The sequence below is a fragment of the Paracoccus sp. 22332 genome, assembly GCF_052045125.1.
Taxonomy (GTDB): Bacteria; Pseudomonadota; Alphaproteobacteria; order Rhodobacterales; family Rhodobacteraceae; genus Paracoccus; species Paracoccus haematequi_A.
The window spans coordinates 174422-195541 of sequence record NZ_JBQEOI010000001.1; the positions used below are offsets into that span (position 1 = coordinate 174422).

The 21120-nt window shown below is 67.7% G+C and carries 23 protein-coding genes; 15 read left to right on the top strand and 8 right to left on the bottom strand.

Going from position 1 to position 21120, the window contains the following annotated elements:
- Nucleotides 1-90: 90 nt before the first annotated feature.
- The 3 genes from ACTJI6_RS00810 to ACTJI6_RS00820 are packed head-to-tail and all read left to right on the top strand — an operon-like array spanning nt 91 to nt 2097.
- Nucleotides 91-756 (top strand): c-type cytochrome, methanol metabolism-related, encoded by a 666-nt coding sequence (locus ACTJI6_RS00810; protein WP_440796987.1) that lies wholly within the window; start codon nt 91-93, stop codon nt 754-756.
- Between the two features lies 1 nt (nt 757).
- On the top strand, nt 758-1570 hold the full coding sequence (locus tag ACTJI6_RS00815) for a substrate-binding domain-containing protein (RefSeq protein ID WP_440796989.1): 813 nt from the start codon (nt 758-760) through the stop codon (nt 1568-1570).
- Nucleotides 1567-2097, top strand: a complete 531-nt coding sequence (locus ACTJI6_RS00820) for a PQQ-dependent catabolism-associated CXXCW motif protein (protein ID WP_440796991.1) — start codon at nt 1567-1569, stop codon at nt 2095-2097. The genes ACTJI6_RS00815 and ACTJI6_RS00820 overlap by 4 nt, the downstream gene beginning before the upstream one ends.
- On the opposite strand, the gene ACTJI6_RS00825 is transcribed toward ACTJI6_RS00820, so the two are convergent.
- Both ACTJI6_RS00825 and ACTJI6_RS00830 read right to left on the bottom strand, forming a co-directional pair.
- Complete coding sequence (locus ACTJI6_RS00825; protein ID WP_440796993.1) at nt 2072-2938, bottom strand: YncE family protein; 867 nt, start codon at nt 2936-2938, stop codon at nt 2072-2074. The two genes, ACTJI6_RS00820 and ACTJI6_RS00825, sit on opposite strands and share 26 nt — an antisense overlap.
- A 59-nt stretch (nt 2939-2997) precedes the next feature.
- Nucleotides 2998-3552, bottom strand: coding sequence for an SRPBCC family protein (locus ACTJI6_RS00830; RefSeq protein WP_440797324.1), 555 nt, complete (start codon nt 3550-3552; stop codon nt 2998-3000).
- Between the two features lie 164 nt (nt 3553-3716).
- On the opposite strand from ACTJI6_RS00830, the gene ACTJI6_RS00835 reads away from it, so the two are divergent.
- From ACTJI6_RS00835 to ACTJI6_RS00860, 6 genes are read left to right on the top strand one after another with little or no spacing between them, the layout of a single operon-like run.
- The gene (locus ACTJI6_RS00835; RefSeq protein ID WP_440796995.1) at nt 3717-4919 is read left to right on the top strand and encodes an ABC transporter substrate-binding protein; all 1203 of its coding nucleotides are present in this window, start codon (nt 3717-3719) and stop codon (nt 4917-4919) included.
- On the top strand, nt 4916-5881 hold the full coding sequence (locus ACTJI6_RS00840) for a YVTN family beta-propeller repeat protein (protein WP_126153423.1): 966 nt from the start codon (nt 4916-4918) through the stop codon (nt 5879-5881). Before ACTJI6_RS00835 ends, ACTJI6_RS00840 begins: the two co-directional genes overlap by 4 nt.
- 36 nt (nt 5882-5917) lie before the next feature.
- The gene (locus ACTJI6_RS00845; RefSeq protein ID WP_440796997.1) at nt 5918-6484 is read left to right on the top strand and encodes a hypothetical protein; all 567 of its coding nucleotides are present in this window, start codon (nt 5918-5920) and stop codon (nt 6482-6484) included.
- 24 nt (nt 6485-6508) lie between these two features.
- Entirely contained in the window at nt 6509-7240 is a 732-nt protein-coding gene (locus tag ACTJI6_RS00850; RefSeq protein ID WP_440796999.1) for an ABC transporter ATP-binding protein, read from the top strand.
- Entirely contained in the window at nt 7237-8058 is an 822-nt protein-coding gene (locus tag ACTJI6_RS00855) for an ABC transporter permease (RefSeq protein ID WP_126153420.1), read from the top strand. The genes ACTJI6_RS00850 and ACTJI6_RS00855 overlap by 4 nt, the downstream gene beginning before the upstream one ends.
- A complete protein-coding gene (locus ACTJI6_RS00860) occupies nt 8055-8651 on the top strand; it encodes a hypothetical protein (protein WP_440797001.1) in 597 nt (198 codons plus the stop codon). Before ACTJI6_RS00855 ends, ACTJI6_RS00860 begins: the two co-directional genes overlap by 4 nt.
- Before the next feature lie 213 nt (nt 8652-8864).
- Here the strand turns inward: ACTJI6_RS00860 and ACTJI6_RS00865 are convergent, their stop codons facing one another.
- The 3 genes from ACTJI6_RS00865 to ACTJI6_RS00875 all read right to left on the bottom strand — a co-directional run bounded on the left by ACTJI6_RS00865 (nt 8865) and on the right by ACTJI6_RS00875 (nt 11571).
- Nucleotides 8865-9557 (bottom strand): 5'-nucleotidase, lipoprotein e(P4) family, encoded by a 693-nt coding sequence (locus ACTJI6_RS00865; RefSeq protein WP_440797003.1) that lies wholly within the window; start codon nt 9555-9557, stop codon nt 8865-8867.
- A 53-nt stretch (nt 9558-9610) separates the two neighbouring features.
- The gene (locus tag ACTJI6_RS00870; protein WP_440797005.1) at nt 9611-10861 is read right to left on the bottom strand and encodes an MFS transporter; all 1251 of its coding nucleotides are present in this window, start codon (nt 10859-10861) and stop codon (nt 9611-9613) included.
- 116 nt (nt 10862-10977) lie between these two features.
- Complete coding sequence (locus ACTJI6_RS00875) at nt 10978-11571, bottom strand: LolA family protein (protein WP_440797007.1); 594 nt, start codon at nt 11569-11571, stop codon at nt 10978-10980.
- A gap of 174 nt (nt 11572-11745) precedes the next feature.
- Between ACTJI6_RS00875 and ACTJI6_RS00880 the strand changes: the two genes are divergently transcribed.
- From ACTJI6_RS00880 to ACTJI6_RS00890, 3 genes are read left to right on the top strand one after another with little or no spacing between them, the layout of a single operon-like run.
- Nucleotides 11746-12495: an SDR family oxidoreductase gene (locus ACTJI6_RS00880; protein WP_126154075.1), complete on the top strand. Its 750-nt coding sequence runs from the start codon at nt 11746-11748 to the stop codon at nt 12493-12495.
- Between the two features lie 53 nt (nt 12496-12548).
- Nucleotides 12549-13781: a putative DNA modification/repair radical SAM protein gene (locus tag ACTJI6_RS00885; RefSeq protein ID WP_440797009.1), complete on the top strand. Its 1233-nt coding sequence runs from the start codon at nt 12549-12551 to the stop codon at nt 13779-13781.
- Nucleotides 13778-15187, top strand: coding sequence for a UdgX family uracil-DNA binding protein (locus ACTJI6_RS00890; protein ID WP_440797011.1), 1410 nt, complete (start codon nt 13778-13780; stop codon nt 15185-15187). Before ACTJI6_RS00885 ends, ACTJI6_RS00890 begins: the two co-directional genes overlap by 4 nt.
- 58 nt (nt 15188-15245) lie before the next feature.
- Here the strand turns inward: ACTJI6_RS00890 and ACTJI6_RS00895 are convergent, their stop codons facing one another.
- The gene (locus tag ACTJI6_RS00895) at nt 15246-16469 is read right to left on the bottom strand and encodes a UbiH/UbiF/VisC/COQ6 family ubiquinone biosynthesis hydroxylase (RefSeq protein ID WP_440797013.1); all 1224 of its coding nucleotides are present in this window, start codon (nt 16467-16469) and stop codon (nt 15246-15248) included.
- Nucleotides 16466-17362 (bottom strand): SDR family oxidoreductase, encoded by an 897-nt coding sequence (locus ACTJI6_RS00900; protein WP_440797016.1) that lies wholly within the window; start codon nt 17360-17362, stop codon nt 16466-16468. The genes ACTJI6_RS00895 and ACTJI6_RS00900 overlap by 4 nt, the downstream gene beginning before the upstream one ends.
- Before the next feature lie 92 nt (nt 17363-17454).
- Here ACTJI6_RS00900 and ACTJI6_RS00905 point away from each other — a divergent pair, with 92 nt between their 5' ends.
- The 3 genes from ACTJI6_RS00905 (at nt 17455) to ACTJI6_RS00915 (ending at nt 20489) form a co-directional block, all read left to right on the top strand.
- On the top strand, nt 17455-18933 hold the full coding sequence (locus ACTJI6_RS00905; RefSeq protein WP_440797018.1) for an AMP nucleosidase: 1479 nt from the start codon (nt 17455-17457) through the stop codon (nt 18931-18933).
- A 148-nt stretch (nt 18934-19081) separates the two neighbouring features.
- The gene (locus ACTJI6_RS00910; RefSeq protein WP_126154069.1) at nt 19082-19381 is read left to right on the top strand and encodes an HU family DNA-binding protein; all 300 of its coding nucleotides are present in this window, start codon (nt 19082-19084) and stop codon (nt 19379-19381) included.
- Between the two features lie 202 nt (nt 19382-19583).
- The gene (locus ACTJI6_RS00915; RefSeq protein WP_126154068.1) at nt 19584-20489 is read left to right on the top strand and encodes a DMT family transporter; all 906 of its coding nucleotides are present in this window, start codon (nt 19584-19586) and stop codon (nt 20487-20489) included.
- Here ACTJI6_RS00915 and ACTJI6_RS00920 read toward each other — a convergent pair.
- Complete coding sequence (locus tag ACTJI6_RS00920; protein ID WP_440797020.1) at nt 20486-21058, bottom strand: glutathione S-transferase family protein; 573 nt, start codon at nt 21056-21058, stop codon at nt 20486-20488. The genes ACTJI6_RS00915 and ACTJI6_RS00920 overlap by 4 nt on opposite strands.
- Nucleotides 21059-21120 lie beyond the last annotated feature (62 nt).

The following is a 21120-nucleotide window of genomic DNA, read 5'->3' on the forward strand; positions in this document are numbered from 1 at the left end:
TGCGCTATCCATCGCTCCCCCCGAGGATAATCTCGGGGGGAGTTTTACCTGGGGAGGACGGGTAAATTGACCTTTGGGAGGAATGACAGCATGAACGCCATCACCAGCCTTGCGTCGCTGGTCCTTGCCGCGACCATGGCAACGACCGCCTGGGCGCAGGACACGACGACCCAGACCCCGCCGCCCGCCGAAGCCGGCGCAGGCGCGGCGGCCGCGACATCGGGCGCGGCGGCTGCGGACCCTGCGGATCCCGCCGCCGGAGAGGCGGGCGATGCGCCGGTCGAGATGGCCGAAGGCGCCACCACCCTTCCCAACGGCATGGACATCACCCCTGTCAGCCAGGAAAACGGCCGCTGGTACAACGCGGAAGGCATCCCGACCTTCAAGATCGAGAACGGCGTCGTCGATTTCGCGACCTTCAACGGCTTCCGCCGCTATTCCGCCGAATGCCATGTCTGCCACGGTCCCGACGGCGAGGGGTCGACCTATGCCCCCGCGCTGAAGACCTCGGTGCTGCGGATGGATTACTACGACTTCCAGGAGATCGTCGCCTCGGGCAAGCAGGACGTGAACACCGCCGCCAACCTGGTGATGCCTGCGTTCGGGACCAACAAGAACGTCTGGTGCTATATCGACGACATCTATGTCTATCTGCTGGCACGGGGCACCGACGAGCTGCCGCGCGGCCGTCCCGCCGAACGCGCCGACAAGTCCGAGGAATATACCGCGCAGGAAGATTCCTGCATGTCGATGTGACATGGGCATCCTTCGCTGGCTGATGGCGGCAGTGATCCTGGGCGCGGCGCCTGCGGCGGCCCAGGTGGCGGATCTGCGCTCCACCACGCAGTTCCGTGTCTGCGCGGATCCGGCCAATGCGCCGATGTCGACGCGGGACGGGACCGGCTTCGAGAACCGGCTGGCCCAGGCCTTCGGCGAATGGCTGGGCGTGCCGGTGACCTATACCTGGTTCCCGTCGGGCATGGGCTTCATCGCCCGGACGCTGCGGGCCGGGGATTGCGACGTGGTCATGGGTTATGCCCAGGGCGACGAGCTGGTGCAGAACACCAACCACTATTACACCTCGGTCTTCGGCATCGTGACGCGCAAGGACGGCGATCTGGCGGGGGTCGATCACCTGACGGATCCGGCGCTGAAGGATCATCCCATCGGGGTGATCGCCGGATCGCCGCCCGCCACGATCATGGCGCAGGCCGGGCTGGCCAAGGACATGCGCGGCGCCGACCTGTTCGTGGACCGGCGGGTCAAGGATCCGGTGGGGGATCTGATCGCGGGGGTCAAGGACGGCACGCTGGACGCCGCCGTGTTGTGGGGGCCGCTGGCCGGGCCGCGCGTCAAGGACGACCCGGATTTGCAGTTCACGCCGTTGCTGAAGGAAACCTCGGGGCCGAAGATGTTCTATCGCATCACCATGGGGGTGCGGCTGCCGGAACAGGAATGGAAGCGGCAGCTGAACAGCCTGATCCGCCGTCACCAGGACGAGATCCACGCCATCCTGCGCGACGCGGGCGTTCCGCTGGTCGACGATTACGGCAAGGAACTGATCCAGTGATCCGCGCGGTCCTGCTGGCCTTGCTGCTGGCGGGACCGGCTGCCGCCCAGGTGCCCGAACCCGAAACCTATCGGGGCGAACCCTACCGCGCCCCGGTCCCCGCCAGCCTGCGAGGCGCCGTGGTCATCGACGCGGCCCAGGCGCTGCGGCTGCATGGCCAGGGCGTTCCATTCCTGGACGTCCTGCCGCGCAAGACCCGGCCCGAGGGGCTGCCCGAAGGCACGCTCTGGCGCGAACCGCCGCACGAGACGATCCCCGGCGCGGTCTGGCTGTGGGATACCGGCTGGGAAAACCTGGCCCCCGCCGAACAGGCGCGGCTGGAACGGGGGCTGGACCAGGCGTCCGGGGGCGACAAGGCCGCGCCGCTGGTGATCTTCTGCCGCGCCGACTGCTGGATGAGCTGGAATGCCGCCCGCCGCGCGGTGGCCCTGGGCTATGTCGGCGTCCACTGGTTCCCCGGCGGGATCGAGGGCTGGCTGGCCGCAGGCGGCGCGCCGCTGGTCAGGGCCGTGCCTGCCGACCCGTGAACTGCCCGAAGGCGCGCGGACCCGACGGCATGTCGATCTCTGCCGTGATCGCCAGCGTCGCCGCATCGACCACCACGAGCGTGTCGGAATCCCAGTTGGCGACCGCCACCGCATCGCCGCCGGGCAGGGGGCTGATCCCCTCGGGATAATCGCCGACCGGGATTTCATCCAGGACCGCCAGCGTTTCGGGATCGAACACCGTCAGGGTGCCCGCATACTGGTTCGTCACGAAGCCCCGCCCCCCGGCGAAGGCCACGGCATAGGGATGGCTGCCGGTCGGCACCTGTCCCGCCAAGGTGCCGGTCGCGGCGTCGATCACCGACACCGTGTCGCCCTGCACATCCGCCGTCCAGAACCGCCCGTTGTGGAAGGTGATCCCGAAGGGATGCGCCCCCGCCGTCGCCACCCGGTGCAGCAGCGTCCCGGTCGCGGCGTCGAAGATGGTGATCCGGTCGTCGTCGCGATCCGCCGTCGCCACCCATCGCCCGTCATCGCTGACCGCCACCCCCGCAGGGGCGGCGCCGGTGGGCACCTGCCACAGCGGTTTCAGATCGGCGTCCAGCCGGGTCAGATGCGCCCCGAACCAGTCGGTCACGAACAGCCCACCCCCCGGCGCCGCCGCCAGGCCGAAGGCGCCTTCGCCCAGATCGCGGCTGGCGGTCACGCCGCCGCTTTCGTCCATGACGGACAGCCGCCCGGTTTCCGCCGCGATCACATAGGCGCGGCCCGCTGCGGGGTCATAGGCCACCGGCGCGGGCTTGCCCGCGACCGGCGTCCGGGCCAGCACCTGCCCCGAGGCGGTATCGACCAGCGTCACCATGTCGGCGTTCTGGCTGGTCACGAAAGCCAAATCCCCCGCCAAGGCGGAGGATGACAGCATCAGGGCAAGGGCGGCAAGCCTCACTCGGCCTTGCCGAAGCGTTCGGCCAGGGCGTCCAGGCCCGCCTGATAGACGCCGTTGACCGCCGCCATGGCCGCGTCGTCGTTCAGGTTCGCGGGGGGATCGTTGTTGGGATAGCCGCGATAGAACCCGGCCTTCCAGACCACCTCGGCCTTGCCGTCCTTGTCCTTGACCTGAAGGGTGGACGAATAGTTCGTGACCGGCAGGATCTCGACCGCGACACCGGTGATCATGTACTTGTACTGCCGCTTGTCGGGGTCGATGGACATCAGCTTTTCGGTGATGGTCGGATCGCCGCTTTCCGCCTTCAGGTGCAGGATGCGGGTCGATTCCTCGGGGATATCGGCGGGCGCGCCTGCGGGCGTGATTTCGGTGCTGGCGACGGCGGGGTGCCAATCGAAGTCGTCGAACTTGCCGATGGTCTGCCACACCTCGTCCGGGGTGGCGTTCAGCACGACCGACTGTTCGGTCTTCAGCCGCGACGGGCCATGGGCCTGGGCTGTCAGGGTCAGGGCCAGCGTGGCGGCAACGGCAAGGCCCAGGATCTTCTGCATCATCTGTTCCGCTTTCTGTCGAATGCCCTTCGACCATGCGACGCCCGCCCGCCCGCGTCCATACGACCTAAGATTGATCCAAATCTTCCCGGCTGCGCCGGGAACATAAACCGTCTTGTCCCAGGATGGTCCGCGACCCAACATGACCCACAGGGAGAGATGAAATGTTCAAGGGAATCATAGCACTTTTGGCTGGTGCCACCGCGCTGGCCGGATCTGCCCTGGCCCAGCAGCAGCCGCAGATGCAGCAGATCCGCGCCGCCGTGCTGCGCGTGGACGCCGAAAGGCTGCCGCCGATTTCCCGGCTGGATCTGCCGGTCGCGGACCAGGGCTTCGCAGGCGCGCGCCTGGCGATCGAGGACAACGACACAACCGGCCGCTTCATGAACCAGGATTTCGAGGCGGTCGAGGTCACGGCCAGCCCCGAAACGGCGGCGGCCGAGCTGGACAGGATCATCGCCGACGGCATCCAGTTCGTCGTGGTGCTGGCGGACGGCGCGACCACGCTGGCCCTGGCCGACCAGGCGGGCGATCGGGCCATGCTGCTGAACGCGCGGGCGCGGGGCGACAACCTGCGCGGGGCCGATTGCCGCGCCAACACCATCCATGTCGCGCCCAGCCACGCGATGCTGGCCGATGCCCTGGCGCAGTTCCTGATGTGGAAGAACTGGCCCGACTGGCTGCTGGTCAAGGGCAGCCACCCCGAGGACGAGGATCTGGCCGCCGCCTATCGCCGCGCGGCTGCCAAGTTCGGCGCCAAGATCGTCGAGGAACGGGTCTATGAAGACACCGGCGGCGCCCGCAGCACCGATTCGGGCCATGTGCAGGTTCAGGCGCAGATGCCCGTCTTCACGCAGCGCGCGCCCGATTACGACATCCTGGTCGCGGCGGACGAAAGCGACATCTTCGCCCCCTATCTGCCCTATCTGACCTGGGATCCCCGCCCCGTCGCCGGTTCCGCCGGACTGGTGCCCAGAAGCTGGCATCCCGCGATGGAGGCCTGGGGCGCGATGCAGTTCCAGAACCGCTTCGAGAAGCTGGCCAACCGCCCGATCCGAGAGGACGACTATCAGGCCTGGCTGGCGCTGCGCATCGTGGGCGAGGCCGCGACGCGCACACAGTCCGCCGATCCGGCCACGCTGCGCGAATTCATCCTGTCGGAGCAGTTCGACGTGGCAGGCTTCAAGGGCCAGAAGCTGACGGTGCGCGACTGGGACCACCAGGTTCGTCAGCCGATCCTGCTGACGACGGGGGTGCTGACCACCTCGGTCAGTCCGCAGGACCAGTATCTGCACCAGACAAGCGCGCTGGACACGCTGGGCATCGACCGTCCCGAAACCGAATGCACATTCCCGGAGGTTCCATGAAACATATCCTGATCCTCGCCCCGGCGCTTGCGGTCCTGGCCGAACCCGCCTTGGCCAACCGCGTCTTCGTCAGCAACGAAAAGGGCAACGACGTGACCGTTCTGGACAGCGAGACGCTGGAGGTGATCGGCACCTATCCGGTCGGCAACCGCCCGCGCGGCATCACCATTTCCCCGGACGGGACCGAACTTTACGTCTGCGCGTCCGACGACAACCTGGTCCGGGTGTTCGATCCCAACACCATGGAGGAGCTGCACACCCTGCCGTCCGGCCCCGATCCGGAACTGTTCGTGCTGCATCCTTCGGGCAACCCGCTGTATGTCGCGAACGAGGATGATAACCTGGTCACCGTGGTCGACGTGAAGACCCACAAGGTTCTGGCCGAAATCCCGGTGGGCGTCGAACCCGAGGGCATGGGCGTCAGCCCGGATGGCAAGATCGTCATCAACACCTCGGAAACCACCAACATGGCGCATTTCATCGACACCGACACGTTCGAGATCGTGGCGAACGTGCTGGTCGATTCGCGCCCCCGCTTTGCCGAATACAACCACGACGGCACGAAACTGTATGTCAGCGCCGAGATCGGCGGCACCGTCAGCGTGATCGACCCCGCCACGCAGCAGATCACCAAGAAGATCACCTTCGAGGTTCCGGGCGTGCTGCCCGAGGCGATCCAGCCGGTCGGCGTGCGGGTGACGAATGACGGCAAGAAGGTCTTCGTGGCGCTTGGCCCGTCGAACCGCGTCGCCGTGATCGACGGCGAAACCGACGAGGTGACGGATTACCTGCTGGTCGGCCAACGGGTCTGGCAGATGGCCTTCACCCCGGACGAGAAATACCTGTTCACCACCAACGGCAATTCCAACGACGTGTCGGTGATCGACGTGGCTGCCGGCGAAGTCGTGAAATCCGTCCCCGTGGGCCAGCAGCCCTGGGGCGTCGTGGTCGCGCCGAACTGAGGCGGACCGAATCGAATTTGTGAGGGAGGAAACCTGATGACCCGTTTGCTGACCATCCTGATGATCATGGCCGGCCTGTCCGTCCCTGCCGCCGCGCAGGAGACCGCCGCCCCCGAAGGCGCCGCCGCGACCGAGGCCGCCCCCGATGCGGCGGCAGCCGAGGAGGATGACGACGACGATGAAGGCGAGGACGCGGGCGAGGCTGCGGCCACCTATGACGCCCAGGGCAAGTTCGATTACGGCTTTTCCGGCATCATGGCGCGCGACAACCGCACCGATCTGGCGCCTCTGACGCTGGCATCGGGATCGCCCGTCGCGGGGGGCGAATACACGCTGAAATCGGGCGGCTTCTACCGCATCGACATCAATGCGGACGGCAGTCAGGAACTGGCGCTGTCGGGCGGCGACTTCTTCCGCGCCATCTGGATCAACGAGATCGTCATCAACGACATCGAGATCCGGCCGATGGGCGTCCACAGCATCGAATTCGACAATGCCGGGACTGCGACCATCAGCTTTGTTGCCGTGACGCCGGGACGCTATACACTGTCGATTCCCGGATCCTCGGGTGACACCCAGCAGGCGGTGTTCAACATCCAATAGGAGAGGCGATGGGGAACCCCGTTCTTGACTGACCCGGCCTGCGCCCTGCGCATCACCGGCCTATCGCACCGCTTCGGCAGCGTTTCGGCGCTGTCGGACGTGTCGTTGACGGTGCCGCGCGGCAGCTTCACCGCGCTTCTGGGCGTGAACGGCGCGGGCAAGACCACGCTGTTCTCGCTGGTGACGCGGCTTTACAGCAACGTGTCCGGCAGCATCGAGGTCGCGGGCCACGACCTGCGCCGCCAGCCTGCCCAGGCGATGGCCCGCCTGGGGGCGGTGTTCCAAAGCCGCGCCCTGGATGCCGACCTGACGGTGGCGCAGAACCTGGCCTATCACGCCGCCCTGCACGGCATTCCGCGCCGCCGGTCGCGCGACCGCATCGCCCAGGTGCTGGCGCAGGTGGATCTGGAAAGCCGGGCGAACGACCGCGTGTCGGCCCTGTCGGGCGGCCAGCAGCGGCGCGCGGAAATCGCCCGCGCGCTGGTCCACCGCCCCGACCTGCTGCTGCTGGACGAGGCGACCGTGGGTCTGGACGTGAAATCGCGGGCCGAGGTTCTGGCCCTGACCCGCCGCCTGATCGCGGCCGAGGGCGTTTCGGCGCTGTGGGCCACCCATATCCTGGACGAGATCCAGCCCGACGACGACCTGGTGATCCTGCATCGGGGCCGCGTGTTGCGGGCGGGCAAGGCCGCAGCCATCGCTGGACCCGCCGGGCTGACCCAGACCTTCCTGGCCCTGACCGGGGCCGCCGCATGACCGAACGCCGCTTTCCCCCGTCGGCCTGGTTCACCGCCTTCCGCGGCATCGCCTGGCGCGAGACGCTGCGCTTCGTCCAGCAGCGGGGGCGATTTCTGGCCGCGCTGGTGCGCCCGCTGGTCTGGCTGTTCATCTTCGCCGCGGGCTTCCGCGCCGTGCTGGGCCTGTCGATCACGCCGCCCTATCAGACCTATGTGCTGTACGAGGTCTATGTGACCCCCGGCTTGGTGGCGATGATCCAGCTGTTCAACGGGATGCAGTCGTCGCTGTCGATGGTCTATGACCGTGAAACCGGGGCCATGCGGACGTTGCTGGTCAGCCCCTTTCCCCGGTGGTTCCTGCTGGGATCGAAGCTGATGGCGGGCGTGATCGTGTCGATCATCCAGGCCTATGCCTTTCTGGCCATCGCCTGGTTCTGGGACATCCGCCCGCCCGCCTGGGGCTATGTCGCGGTGTTGCCGGCGCTGGTCCTGTCGGGGCTGATGTTGGGCGCGTTAGGGCTGTTCCTGTCATCCGCCATCCGGCAGCTGGAAAATTTCGCGGGCGTGATGAACTTCGTGATCTTCCCGATGTTCTTCGCGTCCTCGGCGCTGTATCCGCTGTGGCGGATGCGGGAAAGCTCGCCGCTCCTGCACGACATCTGCGCGGCGAACCCGTTCACCTATGCGGTCGAACTGATCCGCTTCGCGCTGTATCTGCAATGGAACGGGCAGGCTCTGGCGGTGGTCGCGGGCTGCCTTGCGGTGTTTTTCGGCGCCGCCGTCTTCATGTATGATCCCGCCAAGGGCCTTTGGGCCAGAAGGAAGGAGAGGGGATGAAACCTGCCATCGCATTCGCCCTGATGCTTGCCGCAGCGCCCGTCTGGGCGGCCACCGGCACCGATCCCGACTGGCCCTGCATCCAGCGCAAGCAGCCGCATCTGTCGCTGGGCCAGGTCTGGACCGGGCCGGTTCCCGACGACCGGGTGGCGGACCTGGCCCGCGACCCGAAGATCGAGGCGCTTGCCGCCCGGCTGGAACAGCGCCGTCTGCCGCTGGAGGAAGCCGAGGCCGCCATCGCCGAGTTCGCCGAGGACGCGGACGATGCGCATCTGACGGCGCTAATGGTCGCGATCATGGACAAGATCGAACCCGACCGCGCCGCCCTGATCGCGGGCATCGCCCGATACGGCCACAGTCAGGTCGATCTGGCCCGGCGAATCGAGGAACGACGCGCCAGGATGGTCGAAATGGAGCAGGCCGACCCGCCCGATTTCGACGCCATCGACGCCGCCGAAGAGGCGCTGGACTGGGACCAGCGGGTCTTCACCGAACGCCAGCAGTCGTTGACCTATGTCTGCGAGACGCCGGTGATCCTGGAGCAGCGCGCCTTTGCCTTGGGCCGGGCGATTGCGGGGCATCTGGAGGACTGAGGGGGATTGGCGAAGGCCCTCGCCTTCGCCACGTCGCGACATTTCCCCCTGAACCGCCGGGTCTTCAAGGCTCGCCCACCGCCCGACACGGCGGCGCCGGCCTTCCGGGGTCGTGGGGGCGTCGCTGTCTCTGGTTGCACCGTTGTGCAAAGGGCGCGAGAAACGCAGTGCGTTTCCTGATTCCGCCTCATTAACCATTGATCTAACCTGGCATCAGCCTCGTCTGGGCGCATCCCAAGGGCGCAGTTCCGCCTCCATCCATGTCCCATGGGCGGCGTTCGGGAAGACGATCCAGTCCTCGCCGAAGCGGTCGGCGTGATCCTCGGCCAGGCGGTGCTGGTCTTCCAGCGTCGCGTCGGCGAAGCAGCCGTGGAAATCGTGCAGCGTGTCGCCCAGATGCAGGATGACGCGGTGGTCGCGTTCCACGGCGGCGCGGCGTTCGGCCTTGGGCGGGCCGAACAGCAGCACATGGTCGGCATGGACCTGCGGCAGGCCCAGGCGCGACAGCGTGGCGATGGTCGCCAGCTTGTTTTCCTCGAATCGGTCCGAGACGTAGAAGATCGTCACCCCCAGCCGGTCGGCCAGATGGAAGAAATCGGCCGCCCCCGGCAGCAGATGCGGCGCGCCCTCGCGTTCCCACAGCTTCCAGGTCTCGAACCCGTCCATGGCTTCGCCCAGGGTCATCGCATGGGCCATCACGGCAGTGTTGTCCAGGATCGTCTCGTCGATGTCGCTGACCACGGCCAGGCCCTTGCCGGTGCCGTTCGCCTGGACCGCCGCCTTCAGCCGCAGCGTCGCCAGGGCATAGCACTGGCGTTGCAGGGCCTTCACCTCGGCTGATCGTTGCTGATAGCGGATCGCGATGGCGCGTTCCGACGGGTGATGGCGGCGGGGCGGGGTGGTCATGGGCGAATCCTGTTCGTGGCGCGGCCGGACCCTAGAACCGCTGCCCGGTGGCGTCAAACCGCCGCAGCCGCCGCGGGCAGGCGGGACGGCGCTTCCCGCACCGGCAGGTGGATCAGCGCGCTCAGCGCGCCGACGCCCACCCCGACCCACCAGACCAGCGTGTAATCGCCATGCGCGTCATACAGCGCGCCGCCCAGCCAGACGCCCAGAAACGACCCCAGCTGATGCGACAGGAACACGAAGCCGTAGAGCGTCCCCATATAGCGCAGCCCATAGATATAGGCGATCAATCCCGAGGTCAGCGGCACCGTCGCCAGCCACAGCGCGCCCATCACCAGCGAAAAGACGATGACGCTCAGCGGCGTGATCGGCAGCAGGATGAAGGCCGCCGCCGCGATGGTGCGCAGGGTATAGATCCCCGCCAGCAGGTACTTCTTGGTATAGCGCTTGCCCAGCCAGCCCGCGAGGATCGACCCGGCGATATTGGCCAGCCCGATCAGGCTGATCGCCGCCGCGCCCAGGGCGGACGTGGTGGTGATGCCGATGCTGGCCAGCGTGCCCATCGGACTGATCGGCCCGCACATTTCCGTCACCATGGCGGGAAAATGCGCGGTGATGAAGCCAAGCTGATAACCGCAGGAAAAGAACCCCACGAAGATCATCAGATAGGACGGGTCGCGGAAGGCCCGGCCCAGGACGCTGCCCAGGCTTTCCTCCAACTCGTGGCGGCTGGCGGGCTTGCCGTCGCCCAGCATCGGCAGGAACAGCAGGCAGGACAGCACGATCGCGCCGAAGATCACGAACACCATCTGCCAGGAATAGAAACCCAGCAGAACCTCGGCCAGGGGGGCGCCGAAAACCTGTCCCGCCGATCCGGCGGCGGTGGCGATGCCTAGGGCCAGGCTGCGGTTGTCATCGCTGGCGGCGCGCCCGACCACCGCCAAGATCACCCCGAAGCCGGTGCCCGCGATGCCGAAGCCGACCATCACCTCCAGCAGCTGCATGGTGGCGGGCGTCGTCGCCATCGAGGTCAGGATCAGCCCCGCCGAATACAGCAGCGCGCCCAGGATGATCGCCCAGCGGTCGCCCCAGCGTTCGGCAAGCGCGCCGAAGATCGGCTGACCGATCCCCCAGGCCAGGTTCTGGATGGCGATGGCCAGCGAGAATTCCGCGCGCGGCCAGCCGAAATCGGCGGCGATGGGGATCTGGAACACGCCGAAACTGGCCCGCAGCGCGAAGTTGATCAGCAGGATCAGCGACCCGCCGACCAGGATGGGGGTGAACAGGCGGGACTGGGTGGGCATGGCTGAACCTGCGCGGCGAAACGTCGCAGCCAGCGTTGGACCTGTCCCGCCCGAAGATCAAGCCCCTGCGGCGTGATGCAACCCATCAGCCGCCGTGATGGGTCCACCCCGACCGATCAGTTGCGCCGTGCCAGTTCGTTGTTGATCGAGAACTTGGACGCCGGGATCGACCCGCCCTCGCGCATCTCGCCCAGGATCACGGTGGTCTTCTGGCCGCTGTCGTCGGTCACGACCCATTGGCGCAGCTGTGTCGGCCCGCCGGTGAAGACCATCTGGATGTTGCCGTATTGCGGGTTCTGCGGATCCTGCGCGGTCACCACCGTGGCGTTCTTCTGTTCGGTATGCGCCGTGACCATGTTCGCGCGGCCCAGGTTCACATTGGCGTCCAGGATGATCGACAGCGGCGTCTGCGACAGCGGATATTGCTGCGGCCCGCCCGATTTCGGATCGAACACCGCGACGTTTCCGCCCGACGCCATGACCAGCGTGTTGTCGTTGTTGTATTCGAACCGCACCCGTCCGGGCCGCTGGATATAGACCGTCCCGGTCGAGATCGAGCCGTCGGGATTGACCTGCGTGAACTCCGCCGTCGCCGTCGTCATCCGGTTGAGATAGCGCGACAATTCGTTCAGCGGGATCTTCTCGGCCAGGGCCGGAAGGGCAAGGCCAAGAACAAGGGCGGGCGCAAGGGCGAGGGATCTGATGTTCATGGCGCCGATCTTATCCTTTTCGGTTCGGGATGCACATCACGTCTGACGGATGGGCCGGGCGGCGAACGCTCTCGGCGGCGTGAGGGTTCCGGGCGGATGCCGCGCCCGATCCGCGCGCCCGCCCTGCCGCGAGCCGCGCTAGGCGGGGCATGGGCAATGAAAAAGGAGAGTCCCATGACTTTACTGAAAGACAAGGTGGCGATCGTGACCGGCGCATCGGCGGGTATCGGTCGGGCGATCGCGCTGCTGTTCGCCGGACAGGGCGCGGCTGTGGTGCTGTGCGCCCGCCGCGCCGAGATGCTGGCGGATCTGGCCGGGCGGATCACCGCATCGGGCGGCCGGGCCGCCGCCGTGGCGGGGGATGTCTGCGACCCGGCCACCCATGACCGCCTGATTGCCTGTGCCGCCGACCGCTTCGGCGGGGTGGACATCGCGGTGAACAATGCCGGAATCGTCGGCGCGGTGAGGCCGCTGGCCGATCTGACGCCGCAGGACTGGCAGCCGGTTCTGGCCACCAACCTGACGGCCGCCTTCTTGGGCGCGCGGGCCCAGATTCCGGCGATGCTGGCGCGCGGGGGCGGGGCGATGGTCTTCACCTCCAGCTTCGTGGGCACCAGCGTCGGGTTGCCCGGCATGGCGGCCTATGGCGCGGCCAAGGCCGGGCTGATGGGTCTGGCCAAGGGCATCGCCGCCGATTACGGCGACCGGAACATCCGCGCCAATGCGCTGATCGTCGGCGGCACCGACACGGATCTGGCGGGCGACGCCCAGCAGCGCGCCTGGGCGGCGGGCCTGCATGCAATGAAGCGCATCGCCGACCCCACGGAGATCGCCCAGGCGGCGCTGTTTCTGTGCAGCCCGATGTCCAGTTTCGTCACCGGATCGGCGCTTTATGCCGATGGTGGCAATGCGGCGGTGAAGTGACGGCAAACATAGATCATGTTGAACGGAACATTCCGCGAACTTAGATTGTCCGCATGGCCCCGCGAACCTTGCAGCAGAAGCTCGCGATCCTGTCGGACGCGGCGAAATACGACGCCTCCTGCGCCAGCAGCGGCACGACCCGGCGCGATTCGCGGGCGGGCGGCATCGGTTCGACCGAAGGGATGGGGATCTGCCACGCCTATACCCCGGACGGGCGCTGCATCAGCCTGCTGAAGATCCTGATGACGAACTTCTGCATCTACGACTGCGCCTATTGCATCAACCGGGTCAGCAGCACCGTGGAACGCGCCCGCTTCACCCCGGACGAGGTCGTGACGCTGACGCTGGAATTCTATCGCCGCAACATGATCGAGGGGTTGTTCCTGTCATCCGGCATCATCCGCAGCCCGGACGACACCATGTCGCAGATGGTGCGCATCGCCCGGACGCTGCGGGTGAATCACGGATTTCGCGGTTATATCCATCTGAAGACGATTCCCGACGCCTCGGCCGACCTGGTGGCGCAGGCGGGGCTGTTCGCCGACCGGCTGTCGGTGAACATCGAATTGCCGCAGGACGCCAGCATCCGCGAACTGGCGCCCGAAAAACGGCCCGAGACGATCCGCGCCGCCATGGCCGATGTCCGCCTGTCGCGCGAGGCCGCGAAGGACCGGACCCATACCGGCAAGCGGCCGCCGCGTTTCGCCCCTGCGGGCCAGTCCACGCAGATGATCGTCGGCGCGGACGGCACGACCGACCGCGACATCCTCAGGACATCGGCCAATCTCTATTCCGGCTATGACCTGAAGCGTGTCTATTATTCGGCTTTCAGTCCGATCCCGGATGCCTCGGCCGCGCTGCCGCTGATCAAGCCGCCCTTGATGCGCGAACACCGCCTGTATCAGGCGGACTGGTTGATGCGCTTCTATGGCTTCGAGGCCGAGGAGATCGGCGCGGCCCATCCCTCGGGCAACCTGGATCTGGCGATCGACCCCAAGCTGGCCTGGGCCTTGGCGAACCGCGCGCAGTTTCCGGTCGATGTGGCGCGGGCAACCAGGGACATGCTGCTGCGGGTGCCCGGCTTCGGCACCAAAACGGTGACGCGGATCCTGGCCGCGCGGCGCAACGGGCCGGTGCGATACGCGGATCTGTTGCGGATGGGGGCGATCATGTCCAAGGCGCGGGCTTTCGTGACGCTGCCCGACTGGCATCCCGGCGCGCTGACCGACAGCGCAGGCCTGCGCGCCCGCTTCGCGCCGCAGCCCGAACAGTTGCAACTGCTGTGATTCAGATCGATCTGCCCCGCTTTGGCCCGTTCCAGGCCTGGCGCGACGCGGCCCGCCAGCTTGCAGGCAACCGTGTGGCACCCGATCAGGTGGCTTGGGGCGATGCCGGGTTGTTCGGAACGGATCCGGTTCCGCCGCCCGGCCCGCATCCCGTGACGGCCAGCAACGAGTTTCTGGGCCTGGCCCAGACCGTGGCCAGCCATTCCGATCCCGAACGCTGGGCGCTGCTGTATGCGGCGCTGATCCGCTTGCAGCAGGACCGGGGCTTCATCGCCAATCCCGCCGATCCTTTGACCGACCGGCTGGCGCGGATGGCGAAATCCGTGCGGCGCGACATCCACAAGATGCACGCCTTCGTGCGCTTCCATGAACTGCCCGCGCAGGGGCCGCGCCGCAGCTTCGCCGCCTGGTTCGAACCCGAACACCCGATATTGGAAGCCGGGGCGCCCTTCTTCGCCCGCCGCTTCGCCGACATGGACTGGCTGATCGCCACACCCGAGGGAATCGCGTGCTTCGATGGCACGTTGAACTTCCAGCCGCCCACGCCGCGTCCGACCCTGCCGCCGGATGCCAGCCACGACCTGTGGCAGACCTATTTCGCCAGTATCTTCAACCCGGCTCGGATCAAGACCCAGGCGATGCGGTCGGAAATGCCGGTGAAATACTGGAAGAACCTGCCCGAAACCGGGCTGATCGCGCAGATGCTGGCCGACGCGCCGCGCCGGGTGCAGGCAATGCGAGACGCAGGCGCCACCGTCGCCCCCGCCTTCGCGGCCCGTGTCACGGCGCGCATCCGGCAGGCGCCCGACGACCGCCCGCCCGACACGCTGAACGCCGCCCGCCAGCAGGCCAGCCGCTGCACCCGCTGCGATCTGTGCCACGCCGCGACCCAGACCGTCTGGGGCGAGGGCGATCCGTCGGCACCGCTGATGATCGTGGGCGAGGCGCCCGGCGATCACGAGGACCTGCAAGGCCGCCCTTTCGTCGGCCCGGCGGGTCAGTTGCTGCGGCAGACCATGGCGGGCGTGGGTCTCGACCCCGCGCAGGCTTGGCTAACCAATGCGGTGAAGCATTTCAAGTTCACCCCGCGTGGCAAGCGCCGCATCCACCAGAACCCCGCGACCGGAGAGATCCGGCACTGCAAATGGTGGCTGGACATTGAGCGCCGCTTCGTCCGGCCCCGCTTGACCGTGGCCCTGGGCGCGACCGCCGCCTTCGCGCTGACCGGCGACCGCGCCCCGCTGACCCCCCGGCGCGGCAGCGTCGAGACCGCGCTGGACGGCGGCCCGGTGCTGATCACCTGGCATCCCAGCCTGATCCTGCGGCTGGATCCGAAGCCGGCGGCGCAGGCGCGCCAGCAATTCGCCGCCGACCTCACGCAAGCCGCGCGCATGATGACCGCTTGAGCTTCACCTTTGCCCAAATACCCTGGGGGAGTCCCGAAGGGACGGGGGCAAGGCCCCCCTACAACGCCCGTCCCGTCAGCAGCCGCGGCATCGGATGGACCGACAGCCCCGCCGCCTGCCGCATGAAGCCGCGCCGCAGCGCAGGCACCGCGCTGACCGCCCCCATGCCAAGGCCCCGCGCCGCAGACAGGATCGGATTGGAACTGGCGAACAGCCGGTTCACCCCGTCCATGCCCAGGGCAAGGAATGTGCCGTCAAAGCGCCGCCAGCCCTGATAGCGTTCCAGCACCAGGTCCGATCCGATATCCTCGCCCCGCCGGGCGGCATCGACCAGAACCTCGGCCAGGGCGGCCACGTCGCGCAGCCCCAGGTTCAGCCCCTGTCCCGCGATGGGATGCACCCCATGCGCCGCGTCGCCGATCAGCGCCACGCGATCCGCGACATAGCGGTCGGCCAGCGACAGACTCAGCGGATAGGTGAAGCGCGAGCCCGCCAGTTCGATCCGGCCCAGGTAATCGCCGAAGCGCGGGCGCAGCACGTCAAGAAAGGCGTCGTCGGGCAGGGCGGCGATGGCGCGGGCATCGGCATGGGTCTCGGACCAGACGACGCTGCTGCGGTTGCCGGGCAGGGGCAGGATCGCCAGGGGGCCGTGGGCCATGAAATACTGCTGCGCGATGCCGTGATGCGGAAGGTCGTGCACGATGGCGGCGACAAGCGCGGTCTGCCCGTAATCCCAGCCGCGCCGCCGGATCCCGGCCCGCGCCGCCACACCCGACCCGCGCCCGTCCGCGCCGACCAGCAGCCGCGCGCCGATCTGCCGGCCATCGGACAGCGTGACCGCGACCCCGCCGGGCGCGGGCCGGTGATCCGTCACCGACAGGCCCGGAAGATGCCGCACCCTGTCGCGCATCGCCGCCAGCAGCGCGCGATACAGGAACCGATCCTCCAGCATGAAGCCGACCGGGCCTTCCTCGATTTCGGCGCTGTCGAAATGCAGGAAGAAGGGCGCCGCACCCTCGCCCGGCTGGCCTTGGGATGCCTTGACCTGAAGGATCGGCTGGCTGTCCCCCGCCAGCCCGCCCCACAGCCCAAGCGCCTTCAGCAGCCGCTGGGACGCCACCGCCAGCGCATAGGCGCGCCCGTCGAAATTGTCGCCCGACCGCGCGTCGGCGGGGCGCGGATCGACCACGGCCACCCGCAGCCCGGCCCCCGCCAGGGCAAGGGCCAGCGTCGGGCCGTTCAGCCCGCCCCCGGCGATCAGCACATCCACATCGTCACTCATGCGCGCGGATCATGCACGGGCGCGGGGCGAAGTCCATGCGGCGTATCTTCGCCCGCCAGGATCGCCGCCAGGCCGCTGCGATAATCGGGATAGCGCAGCGCGACGCCCAGATCCCGCTTGATGCGCCGGTTCGAGACGCGCTTGCTGTCCTGATAGAAAGACCGCGCCATCGGCGTCATCTCGGCATCCTCGAAGGCGATTTCGGGCGGCGGCGGCAGGCCCAGCAGATCCGCCGCATGGGCCAGCACGTCCTGCGGCGGGGCCGGATCGTCGTCGCAGACATTATAGGCGGTGCCCGGAGCGGGACGGTCCAAGGATGCCAGCAGAACCTGGGCGATGTCCTCGGCATGGATGCGAGAGAAGATCTGGCCCGGCTTGATGATCCGGCGCGCGGTGCCGTTGCGGATCTTCTGAAACGGCCCGCGTCCGGGACCATAGATCCCCGCCAGCCGGAAGATATGCAGCGGCAGGCCCGCGCCATCGGCCAGGTCGCGCCAGGCGTGCTCGGCCCGGATGCGGGCCTGGCCGCGCGGGCCGGACCCGTCCAGAACGCTGTCCTCGTCCACCCAGCCGCCGTCGCGATCGCCATAAACCCCGGTCGTGGACAGATAGCCCAGCCAGCGCAGCCGGGCGCGGGCCAGATCGTCGCGGAACGCCGCCAGCACCGGATCGCCCCGCGGGCCGGGCGCGGTCGACACCAGCACCGCGTCGGCCTGGGCGATCTCCTCGCGCAGCCGCGCCTCTTCTCCGGGCCACAGGATCGGGGTCGCGCCCGCCGCCGCCAGCCGGCCGGGATCGCCGCGCGTGGTGCCAAGCACCCGCCAGCCGCGCGCCCGCAGCAGGGGCGTCAGAAAACCGGCCGAATAGCCGTGACCGAAAACAAGCATCTTCATGACGCCAGCGTAACGGCCCCTGCCGCCCGGCGCCAGACGCTTGCCTGCGCGGGGCCGGGCTGGCAGGGTCGGGGGAAAGAAGGATAACAAGAATGGACACGGATTCCCGATACCTGCCCGTCGAAAGCCCTGATGCGCCGGGCCGCCGGCAATTCACCGATGCCGATGCCGCCGTCGCGCAGTTGCAGGATCTTTACGCCCAGTCGACGGGCTTCCTGCTGGATCGTTTCACCAAGGCGCTGGAGGGCGACAAGCCCGCCGCCCGGTTCCGCGCTTATTATCCCGAACTGCGCCTGACCGTGCCGACCCATCCGTCGGTCGATTCGCGCCTGTCCTTCGGGCATGTCGTGTCGCCCGGCAGCTATTCGGCGACGGTGACCCGCCCGGATCTGTTCGGCAATTACCTGCGCGAACAGATCGCGCTGCTGATGCGCAACCACGGCGTTCCGGTGACGGTGGGGATCAGCGACACGCCCATGCCGGTACACTTCGCCGTCGCCGCCCAAAGCGAACTGGCGGTGCCGCAGGAAGGCGTCCTTGATTTCAGCCTGCGCGACGTGTTCGACGTGCCGGATCTGAACACCATGAACGACGACATCGTGAACGGCGTCGCAGGCCCGATGGCGGACGGTTCGCTGCACCTGGCGGCCTTCACGGCGCAGCGCATCGACTATTCCCTGGCGCGGCTGCACCATTACACCGCCACCGCGGCCGAGCATTTCCAGAATTTCGTCCTGTTCACGAACTATCAGTTCTATGTCGACGAATTCGAGGCGTTCGGCCGTCGCGCCCTGGCCGATCCCTCGCTGGGATATGACAGCTTCGTGGCGCCGGGAAACCAGCAGATCTTCGAGGCCGAGGCGCCGCTGGCGGCCCTGGCGAAGATGCCGCAGATGCCCGCCTATCACCTGAAGCGGGCGAACGGGCAGGGGATCACCCTGGTCAATATCGGCGTCGGCCCGTCGAACGCCAAGACGGCGACCGACCATATCGCGGTGCTGCGTCCCCATGCCTGGCTGATGGTCGGCCATTGCGCGGGGCTGCGCAATTCGCAGCGGCTGGGCGATTTCGTGCTGGCCCATGCCTATCTGCGCGAGGATCACGTCCTGGACGCCGACCTGCCCGTCTGGGTGCCGCTGCCCACCCTGTCCGAGGTCCAGGTCGCCTTGCAGGAGGCCGTGGCCGAGGTCACGCAGCTTGAGGGATACGAGCTGAAGCGGATCATGCGCACCGGCACCGTCGCCACCATCGACAACCGCAACTGGGAACTGCGCGACACCCCGATCCATCGCCTGTCGCTGTCGCGCGCCGTGGCGCTGGACATGGAAAGCGCCACCATCGCCGCCAACGGGTTCCGCTTCCGGGTGCCTTACGGCACGCTTCTGTGCGTCAGCGACAAGCCGCTGCACGGCGAATTGAAGCTGCCGGGCATGGCCACCGATTTCTACCGCACCCAGGTCGCCAGCCACCTGCTGATCGGCATCCGCGCCATGGAAAAGCTGCGCGAGATGCCGCTGGAACGGATCCACTCGCGGAAATTGCGGTCCTTCCACGAGACGGCCTTCCTGTGACCCGGCGTCAACTGGCCGGGCGGCGCCTGCTTTCGCGGAAACGGGCGAAAAACGCTTGATCTGTTGGGCAAAACCGTGTGTAGCAGGCGATATGCCGAAAAAGGCGCTATTCGCAGCCCCCGAAAACCGGGCAAGAGGAGACAGATTCATGGCCACGCCATCCGCGAAACCGATGACCAAGACCCAGCTTGTCGCGACCCTGGCCGAGGAAATGGGTTCGGACAAGAAATCGGCCGCGGCCGCGCTGGACGCGATCGCCGCCGTCGTCAGCCGTGAAGTCGCCGCCGGCGGCTCGGTCACGATCCCCGGCATCGGCAAGATCGCCTGCCGCGCCCGCCCGGAACGCCAGGTCCGCAACCCGCAGACCCAGGAAATGATGACCAAGCCCGCCGACAAGCAGGTCAAGGTGACGGTCGCCAAGGCGCTGAAGGACAGCGTGAACAGCTGATCCCGGCGACATCGCGATGACAGGGCCGTGCCGGTGGGCGCGGCCTTTTTCGTTGTCTTGCAGGGATTCCTGAGGAATTGCATGGCGCGCGGCCGCAGCAATCCGGCGGGTCAGCGACGCCATCGGAATCCGCAGATGACCCTTCCCGCCGCCGCCTCGACCTGCTAGCCCTTCTGCATCATCTGCAAGACACGGGGCCAGAATGGACATTCGCGCGATCCTGATGGGGGTGTTCTTCGCGGTGATGTGGGCCTCGGCCTTCACCTCGACCCGGATGATCGTGACCGAGGTGCCGCCGCTGTTCGCCCTGGCCCTGCGCTTTCTGCTGTCGGGGGCGGCGGGCGTCGTCATCGCCCTGTTGATGGGAGAGACCTGGCGCGCCCTGACCCGCGCGCAGTGGCGGGCGGTGGTGATCCTGGGGCTGTGCCAGAACGCGCTGTATCTGGGCCTCAACTGGGTGGCGATGCAGTGGATCGAGGCGGGGCTGGCCTCGATCATCGCGGCCACCATGCCGCTGATCGTGGCCCTGCTGGGCTGGATGCTGATGGGCGAACGGCTGCGCCCGCTGGGGGTCGCGGGCCTGGCCCTGGGGCTGGCCGGGGTGGCGATCATCATGGGCGCGCGGCTGCAAGGCGGCGGCAGCGACCCGGTGGGCATCCTGATGTGCTTTGCCGCCGCCCTGGCCCTGGCCGTCGCCACGCTGACCGTGCGGGGCGCCAGTTCTGGCGGCAATGTGATGATGATCGTCGGCCTGCAAATGCTGGTCGGATCGGCGACCCTGTGGGTGATCGCCCCGATCGTCGAGGATTGGCATGTCGATTACACCCCCCGTCTGGTCTGGGCGTTTCTTTATACGGTGATCGTGCCCGGCCTTGTGGCGACCTGGGTCTGGTTCAAGCTGGTCGGCCGGATCGGCGCCGTGCGGGCCGCGACCTTCCATTTCCTGACGCCGTTCTTCGGGGTGGCCACCGGGGCGCTGCTGCTGGGCGAACAGCTTGCCATGGGCGACGTGATCGGCGTGGGCGTGATCATGGCGGGCATCCTGGCCGTGCAGCTGTCCAAGGCGCCCGCGCCCGTGGTCCCGGTCAGGCGCCCGCCGCCCGCCTAGCCTTGCTTCATCCGCCCCACGCAGCGGTCCACCCAGGCCCTCACCGGCGGCGTCACCGGCATCAGGTCGCCGAAGAACACGAAAGGCGAAGCGCAGAGCAGATCCGCCGCCGAGAAATCCTGCCCCAGCAGGAAGGGCGCGTCGGCCACCGCTTCCTCGATCCGCCGGATCATGGTGTCGTAATCGCGAAGGGTCGCCTGCAAGGCCGGATGGTCGATCTTGAGGTAATGCAACAGCAGCACCGGCTCGATCACGCCCTGGTAATAGAACAGCCAGGACAGAAAGGCGCCGCGCTGCGGATGGCCGACCGGCCGGCCCAGCCCGCTTTCGGGAAAGCGGTCGGTCAGCCAGGCGATGATCGCGCCGCGTTCGCGGACATGATCGTCGCCGTCGACCAGATAGGGCACCTTGCCCTCGGGGTGGGGGTTCCTGAGGTCGCGGGCGCCGCTGCCGTCCTGGCGGGGAATCGTCACCTCGACGATGTCGATGCGGGTGCGGATGCCCATCAGGTCGATCAGCGTGACGATGGTATCCGAACGGCTTTGCGGGGCGTGGTAAAGCGTGGGCATGGGCTTGCCTCCTGGTTTGCTGTGGCGGCAGGATAGCGCAAAGCCCTGACAGAAAGTGGCAG

Bases quoted from the DNA above. Each gene is read 5' to 3' on its own strand.
- ACTJI6_RS00810 (WP_440796987.1), top strand. From the start codon at position 91: ATGAACGCCATCACCAGCCTTGCGTCGCTGGTCCTTGCCGCGACCATG.
- ACTJI6_RS00815 (WP_440796989.1), top strand. From the start codon at position 758: ATGGGCATCCTTCGCTGGCTGATGGCGGCAGTGATCCTGGGCGCGGCG.
- ACTJI6_RS00830 (WP_440797324.1), bottom strand. From the start codon at position 3,552: ATGCAGAAGATCCTGGGCCTTGCCGTTGCCGCCACGCTGGCCCTGACC.
- ACTJI6_RS00835 (WP_440796995.1), top strand. From the start codon at position 3,717: ATGTTCAAGGGAATCATAGCACTTTTGGCTGGTGCCACCGCGCTGGCC.
- ACTJI6_RS00840 (WP_126153423.1), top strand. From the start codon at position 4,916: ATGAAACATATCCTGATCCTCGCCCCGGCGCTTGCGGTCCTGGCCGAA.
- ACTJI6_RS00845 (WP_440796997.1), top strand. From the start codon at position 5,918: ATGACCCGTTTGCTGACCATCCTGATGATCATGGCCGGCCTGTCCGTC.
- ACTJI6_RS00855 (WP_126153420.1), top strand. From the start codon at position 7,237: ATGACCGAACGCCGCTTTCCCCCGTCGGCCTGGTTCACCGCCTTCCGC.
- ACTJI6_RS00860 (WP_440797001.1), top strand. From the start codon at position 8,055: ATGAAACCTGCCATCGCATTCGCCCTGATGCTTGCCGCAGCGCCCGTC.
- ACTJI6_RS00865 (WP_440797003.1), bottom strand. From the start codon at position 9,557: ATGACCACCCCGCCCCGCCGCCATCACCCGTCGGAACGCGCCATCGCG.
- ACTJI6_RS00870 (WP_440797005.1), bottom strand. From the start codon at position 10,861: ATGCCCACCCAGTCCCGCCTGTTCACCCCCATCCTGGTCGGCGGGTCG.
- ACTJI6_RS00875 (WP_440797007.1), bottom strand. From the start codon at position 11,571: ATGAACATCAGATCCCTCGCCCTTGCGCCCGCCCTTGTTCTTGGCCTT.
- ACTJI6_RS00880 (WP_126154075.1), top strand. From the start codon at position 11,746: ATGACTTTACTGAAAGACAAGGTGGCGATCGTGACCGGCGCATCGGCG.
- ACTJI6_RS00885 (WP_440797009.1), top strand. From the start codon at position 12,549: ATGGCCCCGCGAACCTTGCAGCAGAAGCTCGCGATCCTGTCGGACGCG.
- ACTJI6_RS00895 (WP_440797013.1), bottom strand. From the start codon at position 16,469: ATGAGTGACGATGTGGATGTGCTGATCGCCGGGGGCGGGCTGAACGGC.
- ACTJI6_RS00900 (WP_440797016.1), bottom strand. From the start codon at position 17,362: ATGAAGATGCTTGTTTTCGGTCACGGCTATTCGGCCGGTTTTCTGACG.
- ACTJI6_RS00905 (WP_440797018.1), top strand. From the start codon at position 17,455: ATGGACACGGATTCCCGATACCTGCCCGTCGAAAGCCCTGATGCGCCG.
- ACTJI6_RS00910 (WP_126154069.1), top strand. From the start codon at position 19,082: ATGGCCACGCCATCCGCGAAACCGATGACCAAGACCCAGCTTGTCGCG.
- ACTJI6_RS00915 (WP_126154068.1), top strand. From the start codon at position 19,584: ATGGACATTCGCGCGATCCTGATGGGGGTGTTCTTCGCGGTGATGTGG.
- ACTJI6_RS00920 (WP_440797020.1), bottom strand. From the start codon at position 21,058: ATGCCCACGCTTTACCACGCCCCGCAAAGCCGTTCGGATACCATCGTC.